Source organism: Saccharothrix coeruleofusca (genome assembly GCF_014648515.1).
Taxonomy (GTDB): domain Bacteria; phylum Actinomycetota; class Actinomycetes; order Mycobacteriales; family Pseudonocardiaceae; genus Actinosynnema; species Actinosynnema coeruleofuscum.
The window spans coordinates 57,516-71,789 of the sequence record NZ_BMRG01000014.1; the positions used below are offsets into that span (position 1 = coordinate 57,516).

At 71.0% G+C, this 14,274-nt stretch carries 14 protein-coding genes and 4 pseudogenes; 7 read left to right on the top strand and 11 right to left on the bottom strand.

Features of this window, described 5'->3' with window-relative positions; translation table 11 throughout:
• From IEZ00_RS37200 to IEZ00_RS27070, 4 genes and pseudogenes are all read left to right on the top strand, one after another.
• Nucleotides 1–272 (top strand): Na+/H+ antiporter NhaA (locus IEZ00_RS37200; RefSeq protein WP_229796134.1); only part of this gene is annotated, 272 nt, incomplete at its 5' end.
• A gap of 28 nt (nucleotides 273–300) precedes the next feature.
• Nucleotides 301–615 (top strand): annotated as a pseudogene (locus IEZ00_RS37205) (FAD-dependent oxidoreductase); the annotation flags it as partial.
• Nucleotides 616–659: 44 nt separating this feature from the next.
• Nucleotides 660–1,694 (top strand): FAD-dependent monooxygenase, encoded by a 1,035-nt coding sequence (locus IEZ00_RS27065; RefSeq protein WP_229796145.1) that lies wholly within the window; start codon nucleotides 660–662, stop codon nucleotides 1,692–1,694.
• Nucleotides 1,691–2,293 (top strand): acyl-CoA-like ligand-binding transcription factor, encoded by a 603-nt coding sequence (locus IEZ00_RS27070; RefSeq protein ID WP_189226161.1) that lies wholly within the window; start codon nucleotides 1,691–1,693, stop codon nucleotides 2,291–2,293. The genes IEZ00_RS27065 and IEZ00_RS27070 overlap by 4 nt, the downstream gene beginning before the upstream one ends.
• 38 nt (nucleotides 2,294–2,331) lie before the next feature.
• Here the strand turns inward: IEZ00_RS27070 and IEZ00_RS27075 are convergent, their stop codons facing one another.
• The 6 genes and pseudogenes from IEZ00_RS27075 to IEZ00_RS27095 form a co-directional block, all read right to left on the bottom strand.
• On the bottom strand, nucleotides 2,332–3,237 hold the full coding sequence (locus tag IEZ00_RS27075) for an SDR family NAD(P)-dependent oxidoreductase (protein ID WP_189226162.1): 906 nt from the start codon (nucleotides 3,235–3,237) through the stop codon (nucleotides 2,332–2,334).
• A gap of 174 nt (nucleotides 3,238–3,411) precedes the next feature.
• Complete coding sequence (locus IEZ00_RS38025; RefSeq protein ID WP_306344698.1) at nucleotides 3,412–3,657, bottom strand: hypothetical protein; 246 nt, start codon at nucleotides 3,655–3,657, stop codon at nucleotides 3,412–3,414.
• Between the two features lie 3 nt (nucleotides 3,658–3,660).
• Nucleotides 3,661–4,122: pseudogene (locus IEZ00_RS27080) on the bottom strand (SPFH domain-containing protein); the annotation flags it as partial.
• A 23-nt stretch (nucleotides 4,123–4,145) separates the two neighbouring features.
• On the bottom strand, nucleotides 4,146–4,595 hold the full coding sequence (locus IEZ00_RS27085; protein WP_189226163.1) for an NfeD family protein: 450 nt from the start codon (nucleotides 4,593–4,595) through the stop codon (nucleotides 4,146–4,148).
• A 143-nt stretch (nucleotides 4,596–4,738) separates the two neighbouring features.
• Nucleotides 4,739–5,908: a PucR family transcriptional regulator gene (locus tag IEZ00_RS27090; protein WP_229796135.1), complete on the bottom strand. Its 1,170-nt coding sequence runs from the start codon at nucleotides 5,906–5,908 to the stop codon at nucleotides 4,739–4,741.
• A gap of 101 nt (nucleotides 5,909–6,009) precedes the next feature.
• Complete coding sequence (locus IEZ00_RS27095) at nucleotides 6,010–6,876, bottom strand: SAM-dependent methyltransferase (RefSeq protein WP_189226236.1); 867 nt, start codon at nucleotides 6,874–6,876, stop codon at nucleotides 6,010–6,012.
• Nucleotides 6,877–7,363: 487 nt separating this feature from the next.
• On the opposite strand from IEZ00_RS27095, the gene IEZ00_RS27100 reads away from it, so the two are divergent.
• Nucleotides 7,364–7,858, top strand: coding sequence for a DUF3040 domain-containing protein (locus tag IEZ00_RS27100; RefSeq protein WP_189226165.1), 495 nt, complete (start codon nucleotides 7,364–7,366; stop codon nucleotides 7,856–7,858).
• A gap of 536 nt (nucleotides 7,859–8,394) precedes the next feature.
• On the opposite strand, the gene IEZ00_RS27105 is transcribed toward IEZ00_RS27100, so the two are convergent.
• The 5 genes from IEZ00_RS27105 to IEZ00_RS27125 all read right to left on the bottom strand — a co-directional run bounded on the left by IEZ00_RS27105 (nucleotide 8,395) and on the right by IEZ00_RS27125 (nucleotide 12,933).
• A complete protein-coding gene (locus IEZ00_RS27105; protein WP_189226166.1) occupies nucleotides 8,395–9,069 on the bottom strand; it encodes a response regulator in 675 nt (224 codons plus the stop codon).
• A gap of 2 nt (nucleotides 9,070–9,071) precedes the next feature.
• A complete protein-coding gene (locus tag IEZ00_RS27110) occupies nucleotides 9,072–10,250 on the bottom strand; it encodes a sensor histidine kinase (RefSeq protein ID WP_444544479.1) in 1,179 nt (392 codons plus the stop codon).
• Complete coding sequence (locus IEZ00_RS27115; protein ID WP_189226168.1) at nucleotides 10,231–11,031, bottom strand: CPBP family intramembrane glutamic endopeptidase; 801 nt, start codon at nucleotides 11,029–11,031, stop codon at nucleotides 10,231–10,233. The genes IEZ00_RS27110 and IEZ00_RS27115 overlap by 20 nt, the downstream gene beginning before the upstream one ends.
• A gap of 694 nt (nucleotides 11,032–11,725) precedes the next feature.
• The gene (locus IEZ00_RS27120; protein ID WP_189226169.1) at nucleotides 11,726–12,601 is read right to left on the bottom strand and encodes a hypothetical protein; all 876 of its coding nucleotides are present in this window, start codon (nucleotides 12,599–12,601) and stop codon (nucleotides 11,726–11,728) included.
• Nucleotides 12,598–12,933 (bottom strand): PadR family transcriptional regulator, encoded by a 336-nt coding sequence (locus tag IEZ00_RS27125; RefSeq protein WP_229796137.1) that lies wholly within the window; start codon nucleotides 12,931–12,933, stop codon nucleotides 12,598–12,600. The genes IEZ00_RS27120 and IEZ00_RS27125 overlap by 4 nt, the downstream gene beginning before the upstream one ends.
• A 456-nt stretch (nucleotides 12,934–13,389) precedes the next feature.
• On the opposite strand from IEZ00_RS27125, the pseudogene IEZ00_RS38340 reads away from it, so the two are divergent.
• Both IEZ00_RS38340 and IEZ00_RS38345 read left to right on the top strand, forming a co-directional pair.
• Nucleotides 13,390–13,609: pseudogene (locus IEZ00_RS38340) on the top strand (ISL3 family transposase); the annotation flags it as partial.
• Nucleotides 13,610–13,631: 22 nt separating this feature from the next.
• A pseudogene (locus tag IEZ00_RS38345) lies at nucleotides 13,632–14,270 on the top strand (ISL3 family transposase); the annotation flags it as partial.
• Nucleotides 14,271–14,274: the final 4 nt, after the last annotated feature.

A 14,274-nucleotide genomic window follows, 5' to 3' on the forward strand; every position in this document is an offset into this window, starting at 1 on the left:
TGGCCTGGGTGGACGTGGTCGGCCTGGCGGTGCTGGGCGGTATCGGGTTCACCGTCTCACTGCTGGTGGGTGAACTCGCCTTCGGCGAGGGCAGCCGCCCCTACGACGACGCCAAGATCGGCATTCTGCTCGGCTCGCTGCTGTCCGCGCTGGTGGCCACGGTGATCCTGCGCGCGCGCAACCGCGTCTACCGACGCATCCACGAGGAGGAGACCCGCGACGCGGACCACGACGGCGTCCCGGACGTCCACCAACAAAATGTTATTGACTAACTTATGTTAGTGACTAACACTACGGCTCATGGTCGTAGTGGTGGTCGGCGCGGGTCCCACCGGTCTGGCGGCGGCGTGCGCGCTGCGCCTGCACGGCGTGCGGGTGCGGGTGGTGGACGCGGCACCAGGGTCCGCGACCACCTCGCGGGCCCTGGGCCTGCAACCGCGTGGCAGCGAGGTGCTGGAACGGCTCGGCGCGCTGGGCGACCTGCCGTCCCGGTCGGTCGGCATCCGCCGGGTGGTGGTCCACGTCGGCGGTCGCCGCTCCGGCGAGCTGCGGGTCGGCCGCCCCACCGCGCTGGTCCGCCGCCCCGGCCTGCTCGTGTCGCAGGCCGAGGTGGAAGCCGGACTGCGGGCACGCCTGGCGGACCTGGGAGTCCGGGTGGAGTGGGGCACCCGGTCGCCGACATCGCCCAGGACGGGCACAGCGCGGTGCTGTCCACCCCGGCCGGTCCGGTGCGGGCCGACTGGGTGGTCGGCTGCGACGGCGCGCACAGCGCGGTCCGCAAGGCCGCGGGCATCGGATTCCCCGGCGTCCCGCTGGTCGAGGGCTTCGTCCTCGGCGACGTGCGGGCCGAACTGCCGCTGCCCCGCGACGCGGTCGGGGTGTGGGTGCTCGGCGAGGAGATGTTCTCCGCCTTCCCACTGCCGGGAGGCGTGTGGCGGTTCATGGCCCCTGCCCCTGGTACCTCGGTGCGGGACGTTCCGGCGTTCCTGACCCGCGCCGCGCAACGGCACGCGGGCGTGCGCGTCCAGCCGGGCCAGGAGTGGGCGTGGACCTCGGTGTTCCGCATCCACCGTCGCCTGGCCGAGACCTACCGGCGCGGCCGCGTGCTGCTGGCTGGCGATGCCGCGCACATCCACAGCCCGTTCGGCGGACAGGGCATGAACACCGGTCTCGGTGACGCCGAGAACCTGGCCTGGCGGCTGGCCCTGGTGTCCTCGGGCCGCGCGGGCGAGCGGCTGCTGGACGGCTACCAGGACGAACGCCGCCCCGTCGCCGAAGAAGTGCTGGGCGCCACCAGCGGCCTCACCGGTCTGGTGCTGGGCGAGTCGCGCCTGGCCCGGCTGGTGCGCGACCGCGTGCTGTTCCCCCTGATGAGCTTGCCAGCGGTGGAGCGGCTGATCTGGGAGCGGGCGTCGCAGCTGCGCACCAGCTACGCCCGCTCGCCTTTCGGCAAGCGGCCCAGGGTCGGCGACCGGGTGCCGGAGTTCGCGGCGACCGGCCGGTTCGGCTGGACCCTCGCCGCACCACGCGACGACGGCTGCGCCGCGATCGCCCGCGACGCGCTCGGCGACGTCCGGTGGACGCGCCGCGACGGCGACGCGCTGCTGGTGCGCCCGGACGGCCACCTCGCATGGCGCGGCACCCCGGAACCCGCCGCACTGGGCCGAGCGCTGGCGGTCATGCTTGACCGGTGACGAACCAGGCAGGCCGGGGCGGGTTGCGCGAGCAGCGCAAGGCGCGCACCCGCCGCGCGATCCAGGAGCACGCACTGCGACTGTTCCTCGACCAGGGCTACGAGCAGACCACGGTCGAGCAGATCGCCGCCGCGGTGGGGGTGTCGCACATGACCTTCTTCCGCTACTTCCCCACCAAGGAAGCCGTGGTCGAGGACGACGACTACGACCCGCTCATCGCCGACCTGATCCGCGCCCGCCCCACCGGGGAGAGCCCCCTGGAGGCGCTGCGCGCCGCCCTGCGCACCGGCCTGGACGCGGTGCTGGACACCGACCGCGACGCCGTCTACACCCGCACCCGGCTCATCGTCACCACCCCCGCCCTGCGAGCGCGCCAGTGGCACAACACCGCCGCCACCGGCGACCTGCTCGCCGCCGCCCTCGCCGATCGCGCGGGGCGACCGGTCGACCTGCGGTTGCGCGTCATCGCCGCAGCGGCCACCGCGGCCCTCACCACCGCCCTGACCTCGTGGGTCGAGGGCGAGGGCTCCGACGACCTCCGCTCACTGGTCGACGAGGCGTTCGCGGCCCTGGCACCAGAGGACGCACCAGAGGACTAGGACATGCCCTCCGGCCCGGAAGCACCCCTCATCACCCGTCACGGGTTGTCGTCCCACCACGCCCACGACGGATTGCCGGTGAGGGCCTGGGTGACCGCCCACAGGCGTTCGCGGGCCGCCGGGTCGTAGGCGGACGGGGGCGCCTTCACGGGCCGTCCGCGCTCGTCGACGTAGACGCCGTGGACAGTCCCGTCCGCACGTTCACCCCCACCCTCCGTGATGCGCACGTATGCGGCGGCCAAGTCCTCCGGTGAGGCGGCCAGTCGGTTCTTGGGCGCGTACAGCACGCGCAGCAGCCGCGACATGCCTGCCAGCCGGTCGGCATCCAACCGCACCGCGGGCACCCGGACGCACGTCACCTCCACTCGGCCCGCGGTCCGCGACGCCAGTTCCAAGCTGAACATGACCTGAGCCAGCTTCGAGTGGTAGTAGGCCTTGGTGGGGGTGTACCAGCCCGCGCCGTCCAAGTGGTCGAAGCGGATCCTGATGCGGGGCGTGGTGACCAGCCCCTTGCTGGCCACGGTGATCACCTTCGGGCGGGGCGCGGCTCGCAGCAGCCCGCTGAGCGCGGCCGTCAGCCGGAAGGGCCCCAGGTGGTTGGTCGCCCAGATCAGCTCGTGCCCGGCCGGGGTGCGGCGGGGCCCGCGCGGCGACTGGTCGAAGTTCGCCGCGTTGTGGATCACCGCGTCGAGGTGGTCGACGTGCTCGGCCACCGAGGCCGCGACATCGTCCAAGCCGTCCAGCTCCGCCATGTCGGCGAGCACCAGCCGCACCGGTTCGCGCGCGGTCGCGTTGATCCGGGCCAGCGCCTCCTCGCCCCGTCGCCGATCACGGCAGAGGGCGAACACCCGGTGCCCGCCCTCGGCCAACTGCCGGGCCGCGCGTGATCCGATACCCGAACCGGCTCCGGTGATCACGACCGCAAGCCGGCGCTGGTCGGTCATGGGGGACTCCCTGTCTCTCACTTCGAATTTCCGGGGAGCGGACGGGCGACCGGTGGGTGGTGCCCGCCGTGCTCGTCCCGGCACCGGACGCGCGCACCGGAGCACGCCCTGTTCGGCAGCGCTCCGGTGCGGTGATCGGCCCCCGTGCGGGGACCGCCCCTGGACGGGGATCGGTCAGGCGGGCGTGCTCACCCGGCGTGCGGTTTCGGCGTCGGCGACCGCTTCGGCCGCTGCTTCCGCGGCCCGGTTGGCGTCGTCGGCCGCGCGGGCGGCGTCGTCGGAGGTGGCGGCGGGTTCGGCGGCCGGAACCCCGGGCAGCGCGTCGGTGAAGGCGCGGGAGACGCCCTGCAGGGCCGAGGTGACCTCGCTGGGAGTAACCCAGAACGTGTTGCCGGGCCCCTGCGCCAGTTGCGGCAGCATCTACAAGTACTGGTAGGCCAACAGCTTCGGGTCCGGGTCGTTGCGGTGCACGGCCCGGAACACCTGGTCGATCGCCCGCGACTGCCCTTCCGCCTTGAGGATCTCCGCCGCCCGTTCGCCCTCGGCGCGCAGCACCGCGGCCTGCTTGTCACCCTCGGCGGTCAGGATCTGCGACTGCCGCTGCCCTTCCGCGGTGAGGACGGCGGCGCGCTTGTCCCGCTCGGCGCGCATCTGCTTCTCCATCGCGTCCTTGATCACGAGGTTGTCCTCGGTGATGACCGGCTGCGGCTGGAACGACACCACCTGCTCGCGCAGGTCGATCGCCGGGTACACCCGGTCGATGAACGGGATCACCACGTTCAGCCCCGGTTGCAGCGTGCGCTGGAACCGGCCCAGCCGCTCCACGTTGCGCGCACGGGCCTGCGGCACGATCCGCACCGCGCTCAACACGACCAGCACCACCAGCAGCGCGATGACCGCGGCGACGATCACTGAAGCTTCCACGACCCACTCCACGGGTAGACGAACGCGGTGCTGCCGCTGATCCGCAGGACCTCCACAGTGACGCCCTCGGGAATCACCAGGGCGTCGTCGAACGGGCGCGCCGTCCACTCCTGCCCCGCGATCCGCACCCGACCGCCGTGCCGCGTCACCTCGCGCACCACACAACCGGGCTCTCCGACCAGCGCGTCCACCCCGAACCTCACCGCCTGCGGCTTGCGCAGGCGGTTCTGGGCGAGGGGACGGACCAGCAGCAGCCCCAGGACGGAGACGGCGGCGAACACCGCGAACTGCGCCGGGAGCGACGCCCCGACACCGGCGGCCCCGGCGGCCAGCAGTGCCGCCCCTCCGAGGATGCCCAGCGCGACTGTGAGAGTGAAGACCTCGACCACTCCCAGCGACAACGCGAGGAGCGACCAGCCCGGCCAAGCGTCCACGCAACGCTCCTCCCCGGCAGGCACACCCTCGTCTTCAGCCCCTTGACCTGCCTCAATGCTTCCCCGCCGCATCGATCGGAACAATGTGGGAACCCGGTGGCCATGGCACCACCGCCGTTGCCGGGGTTCGGCAACCGGAGTGGCTACGAGGTCTGGTGCGAGGACAGCGGCAAACCGAGCAGTTTCGCGCCGAGGACGGCGACGTGCAGCGAGAGCGCCTGCGACGGGTCTTCCACCGAGTAGCCCGTCAACTCCTTGACGCGCTGGAGGCGGTAAGTCACCGTCCGGACGCCCACGTGCAGCTCGCGAGCGCAAGCGGTCGCCACCTGACCGTTGGCGAAGTAGGCCGTCAGCGTCTCCAGCAGCGGTCCGGCGCCACCGCGCACACCGCGCAGGGGCTCCAGCACCACCGACACCAGATCCGCCAAGGCGGCGCTGTCGCGCAGCAACACCTGGTACACCAGCAGGTCCTCGGCCCGGTGCACGCGGCCGGGAAGCCCGAGGCGGTCGGCGATGTCCACCGCGTGCCTGGACTGCTCGAAGGAGCGCACCACACCGCCCGGTCCCGACTGGGGGCGACCGACCCCGACCAACCACGTCGGATCGGTCCCCAGGGCGGCCGCCACCTGGCGCACGAACTCGTCGAGGGCCCCGGACATGGACTCGGGCACGACGCAGACGAGCAGGTCGTTCTTGGTGGTGACCAGGACGTCGCGCGAGCCCGACCGCAGGTGCAGCGAACTCTCCACCGCCCTGGCCACCTCGCCGCCGTCGACCACCGGCTGCGCGGCGCGCACGACAGCCACCACGTTGCTGCCCGCCAGCCGCAGCCCGAACCGCTCGGCGCGCTCGGCCAGCTGACCGAGGTTGCGCCCGTCGAGCAGGTCGTCGACGAACTCCCGCCGGAAGGACTCCTCCTGGCGCACCGACCAGCGCTGCGCCTCCTCGTAGCCCTGCGCCACCGCCATGACCGCCGCGTCGGCGGCTCTGAACACCGCCTCCCCCGCGGCGCGGACGGCATCCCCGTCGGGTGCCTCCCGCACACCGGACAACGACGGCCACGCCAGCCAGGTGGCGCTCAAGTGCAGGTCGATCACCCCGTGCAGGGACACGCCCCGTTCGGCCGCCCGCGCACCCGCCTCGCGCCGGACCCGGAGCTGGTCCGCCCGCAACCGCCGCCGCGTCGAGCTGACCTCGTCCAGGCCCTCCAGGTATCCCACGAGGAGCTCGGCGGGCACGCCGCGCGCGTCGCGGCCTGCCCGCTCGGCGGCTTCGGCCAGCGGGTCGGCCCTGTCCCCTGCCGCGGGTGCCACCCTTCTACTTCGCGCCATGTGGCCGAGTCTGGCAATCACGGGGACACCGCGCACGATGCCCCTGGCGACCTGGTCCGCCGAGTCGGGCGGAAGCCGAGGTGTTACCCGGCACAGGACTTCTCGGCGAGCACGGTCCGCTCCAGGGGTGAAATCGGCACGACCCGCCCGGTGCCGCGCACGTAACGCGCGTCGAATTCCGGCGGTCCCAGCTGCTCGATCTCGCGCCACCCGCGCTCGGCCAGGAACGCGCCCACCTCGTGCGGGTGCAGCCCGAACCGCCACAGGCGCTGCCCCACCACGAACCGCCGGTGCAGCGCCTCAGAGCCGTACAGCTCCGTGCCGTCCAGGAAGTCCTTCCGCACGTAGGTGAACACCAGTCGGCTGCCAGGCGCCTCACCCGCCAGGAAGTCGAAGGTCCGGCGCACGCCGTCCTCGGTCAGGTACTGGGTCACCCCTTCCCACACGACCAGGCACCGGTCACCGGAGTGGTAGCCGTGCGCGGTCAGCACCGCGCGCAGGTCCTCGGTGTCGAAGTCGATCGGCACTCGCACCACCCGTTCGTCAGCGGGCAGGCGCTTGCGCTTGCGCTCGACGTTGACCGGCAGGTCCACCTCGAACACCGACGCGCCCGCGGGCACCGCCAACCGGTGAGCACGGGTGTCGAGCCCCGCACCGAGGACCACCACGGACTTGACGCCGTCCTCCAGCGCGCGGGTGAATTGATCGTCGATGTAGCGCTTGCGGCAGGCAACGCCACCCCAGACGCCAGGAGCGGTTCGCTCCGACGCCTTGATGAGCGCCTCGCGGACAACTGGTCGCCGCGCCAGCGCCGCCAGCCACCTCGACAACGGTGGCAGCACGCGGACCGCCAACGGGTCGTCGAGCAAGCGCTGCCCGCGTGAGCGGTGCTGTTCCACGGCCGCGATCACCATGGGCCCGACCGCCGTTCCCGCCGCCTTGTTCGCCATCACCAGCTACTCCTGACAGATCGGCACTTCCCGGTCCGGACGGGACGGCACCGAGCGCGAGCAGCCGGAGCACGGCCCACCGGCCTCAGACGGCGATCACGAACGAGGTCGCCGAGTCGAGCGGTCGTGCCGCAGCCGATGGTGATGATGTGCCCGGCCATGAGTGGCTCCCGATCCATGACGGCGACGAACCCACGCCGACCAGGCTTCCCGGCACACCGGTGAGGATCGTACCCGTCGGTGCGGAGGCGTGAACCCCTCGTTCGCAGTCTTCACGGCCCACAGCCCGTCCGGCCACGTACGTCGTCTGACGGCGTCGCCTTCCGGATCGGAGATGAACCAGCGTTGCTTGCCGGGGTTCGGCAACCAACCGGACCCAGACCCGACCTTCTTCGCCTCTTTCGCGGACCGTGGAGCCGGACGAGCATCGGAGAGCGGACGCCGACGAGTACCGACGTCCGAACTGCGGCTGACGGGAGGAGCCGACATGCGGTGGTCACTGTGGCTCGTGCTGATCGGACTGCTGGTCGTCCCGCTCACCCGGACCCCGGTAGGGGCCACTGCCGTCGCCACAGGGCTCTTCACCGCCGGGTACGGTGCACGGTGTCTCAACCGCAGGACCGGGGCACAGCCGCGAGACTCGCACGCTGCGGTCCACACCGAGGCCGCCGTGCTGACCGACCAGGAGCAGCACCTCTTCCGGGCGATCGAGAAACGACTGGCGGCCGAGGACCCCGAGTTCGCCGAGCGCTTCCGCGCCCTGGACCGCACGGGCAGCCGAAGGGCCACCTGGCTCCTCACCACCGCCGTGCTCGTGTCAGCGGTGGCGTTGATCGGACTCCCCGGCGGTCCGGCGTTGGCTGTGGTCGGTGTCGTGATCGCCGCGACCGCCTTCTTGATCCGCCAGCAGCCGGCCGCACCGCGAAAGCGACATCACGCCTCCGGACCGGACGCACCACCCGCGCCGGGTGGATCCGCCTGAGAGGCCCTAACAAATCGTCGGGCGTGCGGTAGCGATGCAGGTGGCGAGGCCGAGGAAGGCCGCGGCGGCCGCGGACAACGCGGGCACGAAGACGAAGGAGACCGCCCCGGACGACCCGTTCCACCGCTACCGGCTCAAGGGCATGTGGAACGTCGTGACAGCGGTGACTCCGACCGGCGACCGCGTCTACGTGCTGCCGCAACCGGTGCAGGACTACCTGGCCACAGGCCAGGTCGACGACCTGAGCGGGCACCCCGGCCTGCCGCCGGTCACCGACGCGATGCGCCAAGAGGCGCGGCGGAACCCGGACGGCTGGGTGTGGTGCGCCGACCCGGACATCGACCCGCGCTACATCGAGGGCGCACCGACCCCCACGCTGCTCGGCGCGTACAAGGTCGGCCCGGACGGCAGGCTGACCGGCGCCGCCGCCCCGATGCGGACCACCGGCCGCGAACTGATCCCCGCCCTGACCGGCGTCACGCTGATCGCCGACCCAGCCGCGGCGCGGTTCACGGCCTGCTCGAAGTGTGCGGGCTTCACTCGGCGACGACCAGCCCCACCCGGTAGGCAAGGACAACCGCCTGCACGCGGTCACGCAGATCGAGTTTGGTCAGGATTCGGGAGACGTAGGTCTTCACGGTTTCCGTGGCGATGCACAGCTCCTCGGCGATCTCCGCGTTCGACAGGCCCGCGGCGAGCTGTTCGAGCACTTCGAGTTCCCGGCGAGCGAGGGTCTGCCGAACGTGGTCCCGGCCAGGTCGGGCGGTGTCGGTGGGGCGCAGGCGCTCGGCGAAGTGGCCGATCAAGGTGCGGGTGACGGCTGGGGCCACCAGCGATTCCCCGGCGGCGACAGTGCGCACGCCCTTGACCAGTTCCGCCGGTGGCGCGTCCTTGAGCAGGAACCCGCTGGCGCCGGCTTTGAGCGCCTCGTAGACGTATTCGTCGACGTTGAAAGTGGTGACCACCAACACTTTCGCCGGGTTGTCCACGCCGGGCCCGGCCAGCAGGCGAGTGGCCTCGATACCGTCGAGGATGGGCATGCGGATGTCCATCACCACGACGTCCGGGCGCAACCGCAGCGTCTCCTCGACAGCCTGCCTGCCGTCCGCGGCCTCGCCGACGACCTCCATGTCCGGTTGCGCCGAGAAGATCGTGGTGTACCCGGCGCGCACCAGTTCCTGGTCCTCGCACACCAGAACCCGGACAGTCATGCCTACCTCCGTGACGGGATGAGAACGTGCACCCGGAACCCGCCTTCGGGCCGGGCCTCGGCCACCAGTTCACCACCGAGCATCCGCACCCGCTCCCGCAGCCCACTCAGGCCGCGCCCACCCGACCCGAGCGCAGGCGCGCCCGCGGCGGTCCCATCCGTCGTCACCTCGATCTCGATCCGGTCGTCGTGATCGTCGATCTCGACCAGGGTCCTGTGTCCCGTCGCGTACTTCATCGCGTTGGTCAGCGCCTCCTGCACCACCCGGTACGCCGCCAGCTCGATGTCGACCGCGTGCTCACGCTGGTCGCCCCGCCTGTTCAGCTCGACCGGCTGACCGGACAACCGAGCCTGCTCGACGAGGTCACTGACCCGGCCCAGGGCAGGCGACCGGTCGACCGTCGCCGAGTCACCCGTCGCCTCGAGCACGCCGAGCAGGTGACGCAGTTCCGTCAACGCCCGACGGCCCGTGTCGCTGATCGCGTTGAGCCCCTTCCCCACGTGTTCGGGCGGCCCGTCGAGCAGGAACTGCGCCGCGTCCGCCTGGACGACCATCGCGGTCACGTGGTGGGTCACCACGTCGTGCAGGTCCCGTGCGATACGGGCCCGCTCTCCGGCGGTCGCCACCTCGACACTCAGCCGACGGTTCTCCGCCTCCTCGGCTCGCCACCGGCGCACCGCGGTCCCTGCCATCCACATCACCACCAGCGTCAGGTAGAACACAACGAGGACTTGGAGCTGACTGGGCGAACCCAGCAGGTGCAACGTGACCGCCAGCCCGGTGTAGCCCGCGGTCGCTGTCGCCGCTGTGACCCGGCGGTACCGGACCTGGTGCGCCCCGACCGCGAAGAGCGCCAGGTAGAACCCGATGCCGGCGATGGTGTCCGGGTATCCGAACGACTGGTGCAGCGCGAAGGCGATACCGATGACCGCCAGACAGCCGGCAGGCCAGCGCCGTCTGACCGCCAGCGGCGCGGCCTGCGCGATGACCAGCACAAGCGCGAGCGCGTCAACCGGGCGTTTCGGCAGGTCGCCGAGCTGAGGGCCGATGGTCGACACGGTCGGCACGAACGCCAGGGCCACGAGGGTCAGTGCGAACGCACTATCCCTAGTGGACGGGGATAGTCTCTGCCACCACAGGAGCACCGCGCGAGCGTACTGGTCAGGCCGCGGCTTCGACACGGCGCTGGATCTGGCCGGTGCGGGCAGCGCGGCGCAACAGGGCAACGGTGGGCACAACGCAGACCAGCAGCGCGATCAGGCTCGCCTCGGGTCCGAAGATGCCACCGGTCAGCACGGCCGGACCGGACAGCGTGGTCTGCAGCAGCCCGTGCGACGCCTCGGCCGAGCCGGAGATCGCGACGCCGAAGATGCCGGCCTGGGTGAAGTTCCAGGCGAAGTGCACGCCGATCGACAGCCACAGCGAACGGGTCGCGACATAGGCGGCGGTCGTCAGCACCCCGCCCGTCAGGGCGATCGACAGCACGCCCCAGAGCGTCGCGTTGGCGTTGATCGAGTGCGTCAGACCGAAGATCAGCGACGACAGGATCAGCGCGGCCATCGTCCCGGTGCGCTCCTCCATGATCCGGAACAGCACACCGCGGAACAGCACCTCTTCGGTGACCGCGACGCTCGCCACCAGCCCGGCAGTGCTCAGGCAGCCCCAGATCGAACCCCACGACATGTCCTGCCAGCCGCCGAACACCCCGATCAGCAGGATCAGCAGGACAAACAGCCCGGACCCGAGCAACGCCCCACTGCGCAGTTGGGACCACATCCGCACCTTGGCGAGTTCGGGGATATCCGCCCGCTGCTCCACGACCTGCGACAGCTTGCGATAACCGGCCGCAACAGCGATCGCGGAGCCGATCCCCAACGGCAGGGCGAGCAGCGCAACGGGCGACACCAGCTGCATGATGACCGCGTTCGCCAGCATCACGATGGTGAACGTGACCAGCAGCACGGGGAACCGATACCTGCGCAGCTGCCCCACTTCCCTCGACTGAACCATTTCCCTCGTCCTCTCTGCGGTGATCTCCTTGTGCGACGCAGAGATTAAGAGGGCAGGCCAGCCATGGAATCCCGCTGGGGACAACAACTCGTGTAGCTCTCAGGGGGGACAACGGGTATTACCCCCTGGATGCCACGGCAACCAGCCCGACAGCCGTCCGGACGCCAACGTCCGCTCATGCCGCCGACCGATCGCACCCTCCAGGCGGAGAAGTGATCAAGTGGCGCGGCCACCGACCGCTTCCGAGCCGACCAAGTCGTACGGAAACACCGGGCCACGTGTTCACACTTGCTCATCTCTGCGCGGAAGGTACTCGCCTCGGCGAACCTGCCGACGATCCTCCACACGTTGTTCTGGCGGAGGTTCAACGCGACCGGGTCGCTGTTCTTCATCTACGGCGGGCTCGTGCCTGCTGCCGATCGTGTCCTTGCCAGTGTTCCCAGCGGCCCGGACCCGATCATCGATGGCATCGGTTTCCACCTGTTCCCGCTGAGCGATCCGGGTCTCGTGTCGATCCCGCTGTCGTTCCTGCCGGGCTACCCCGGCGACGCGGTGCTCGGCCGCGATCGCGCCGTCACCGACCGCGCCGTCACCGAGAGATCCGACGAGCCGGAGGGCCGCTCGATGACGGGCATCGGCGTGGGCGTTAGCTGGCGCTCGTGCGCCGGGGCAGGCGCACCAGCCCGCCGACGGCGACCAGGAACACCAGCGGTGCGCCGAAGAAGATCAGCGCGGAGACCGTGTCGTTGATCGGTCCCTGGTGCACGGCGTCCACCAGCCGCGCGAGCAACGCGGTCGCGACCGGCGCCGAGAGCACCAGCGCGGCCCGCCGCCCGGCGGCGGACCTGATGCCGGCGGCCAGCGCCGCACCGGCGAACAGGACGACCAGCGCCGCGTACTCGGCGATCACCTCCCGGTGGCCGAACACCCCCAGCCCCACGGTGACCAGAACCGTCACGGCCATGGTGACGATCGCGGACCTGCCCCTGACCCCGCGCCCGTCCGACACCGACAGCGCGAAGGCCGTGACCGCGCTGAGCAGCACCCAGCCCGCTTTGTCGGTGAACCACTGCCAGCCCGCGAACGGCAGCTGCATGACCACGATCAGCCCGGCGGTGGCCACCCAGGCGCCGACCGCGGCCGCGCTGCGTTTGCCCGCCACGGCAAGGATCGCGACCGCGAGCCAGACCAACCACACCGGCGCGTCGGGCAGCTGCTGGAACGGCGGCACCGAGCCCGCCCGGATCCACCAGGCCAGCTCGTGCAGGCTCGTGGTCGCACCCGCCAGGACCGCGATCGGCCCCAGCAGGCCGACGATCGCCAGCACGTCGGCCGCGAGCAGACGCCGTACGTGCAACCGGAACGCACCCCACAGCAGGTCGGCGGTGTCCCGCCAGCCAGGGGTCGTCCGCTCGCCCGCGTCGGCGATCAGCACGCCGAGCATCTCCTCGCCGTGCTGTTCGCGGTGCTCGCGCGGGTAGAAGCCCAGCAACCACCGGTACCGCTTCTCCAGTTCGCTCACGCCGTCCCTCCGATGAGCCGTGCGCGCAGACGTGTTTCCGCGACACGGGTGGTGGCCCGCACCCGCTCGATCTCCTCCGCCAGCCTGGCCGCCCCCCGGTCGGTCAGGCGGTAGTACCGCCGCAGCCTGCCCTCGACCACCTCTTCCCGGTCGATGGCCACCCACTTGTCCGAGGTCAGCCGGTCGAGCGCGGTGTAGAGGGTGCCCGCCCGCAGCCGCACCCGCCCCCCGGAGATCCGCTCGACATCGCGCAGGATCCCGTAGCCATGCCGGGGCTCCTCGGCAAGCGCGGTGAGTATCAGGAACGTGGGTTCCCGCAAAGCAGCAGTCACACTAACGGTATATACCGGTCATCGACCTATGCGCAAGCCGCCCCTCCGCGAGTCGCGCCGCGCCACCGCCACCGCCACCGAGCCAGGCACCGACGCCAGCGGTCAACTACACCAGGAAAAGCGTCACCAGCAGTGGTCAACCGTCATGAAAGCTGCAGAAATGAGCCAGCAGAACGATCACCCCAAAGCGGAAAGGACAATATTGACGCGATCGCAGGCAGTTTCAGACGAGTCGCCCATGCTCAAAGGGACTGCAAATCGCTCCTCCGGGGACTGCAGAACGAGCGGCTCTGTCCCGCAGTCGGCTGTGGCGTCGAGCAACCGGTCATGATCGCGATCTTGCGATGGATGTCGACTCCCTTGTGAGAACGGTGTTCTCCGGATTGTCGGCGCTGGTCCGCCCGGTTCGGAACTGCGCGCGGCAGACCTTCCGGGAACAGACCCCCGGACTGCCACCAGCGCCACACGGTGCGGCTCGTCCAACGGATATCCCACGTGGCACGGGAGTTATGCGGTCGGGCGGCCGCGCGCCTGGCTGGCTCGTTGGCCGTGCTGGTGTCCCGCAGCACCACGTTGCGCCGTCTACGGCGCCTGCCACTGCCCGAGCAGTCGGTTCCGCGGGTGATCGGCGTGGACGACTTCGCCCTGCGCCGCCACCACCGCTACGCCACGGTTGTCATCGAGCCGAGACCGGTTGACGCGCCCTGCCCGACGCGGTGCAGGTCAGTGATCGATGGCACCTGTGGCGCAACCTCCGCGACAAGGTCCTGCTCGAAGTCCGCGCGCACACCGGATGCTGCGCCACGGTCAACCCACCCCACCCAGGCGGAGTTCACGAATAGACCATCCGCGAACGCTGAATCAAGATCCACGATCTGCTCGGCCAGGGCGTCGGTTCACTGGACTGCTCGCGTCGCCTGGGCATAGTCCTGAACACCGGCACGCACTACGCCCGCATGCCCGAACCCCACACCTCGCGCATCGCCCCCCACCTACCGCCCGACGCTGGTCGAACCCCTACCGCGACCACCAGCCGTGCCCGCCGCGCCGCCGACCCCGCGGTCCCCGTCACCCTGCCGGCTCGCCGAGATCCGGGAGCCGGGTTACACCGGCAGGGCCACCCTGCTGGTCCGCTATCCCGAACCAGGGCAGCGCCGAAGGCCAGCGCCCCGTCACCACCTCACATCACGCCAGCCGACTCCTGCTCACCAAACCCGACAACCCGCGCACGAAGGACACGGCCCTGCCGGAGAAGATCGTCGCGGCCTGCCCGGAGATGACCGCACTCGCCAGTCTGGTGCACGGCTTCGCCGCCCTGCTCACACCGACCGCTGGCCAGAG

What these genes read in the sequence shown, in the direction of transcription:
- IEZ00_RS27105 (WP_189226166.1), bottom strand. Translation starts at nt 9,069, where the DNA reads ATGACTGTCCGGGTTCTGGTGTGCGAGGACCAGGAACTGGTGCGCGCC.
- IEZ00_RS27100 (WP_189226165.1), top strand. Translation starts at nt 7,364, where the DNA reads ATGCGGTGGTCACTGTGGCTCGTGCTGATCGGACTGCTGGTCGTCCCG.
- IEZ00_RS38025 (WP_306344698.1), bottom strand. Translation starts at nt 3,657, where the DNA reads ATGCTGCCGCAACTGGCGCAGGGGCCCGGCAACACGTTCTGGGTTACT.
- IEZ00_RS27095 (WP_189226236.1), bottom strand. Translation starts at nt 6,876, where the DNA reads ATGGCGAACAAGGCGGCGGGAACGGCGGTCGGGCCCATGGTGATCGCG.
- IEZ00_RS27075 (WP_189226162.1), bottom strand. Translation starts at nt 3,237, where the DNA reads ATGACCGACCAGCGCCGGCTTGCGGTCGTGATCACCGGAGCCGGTTCG.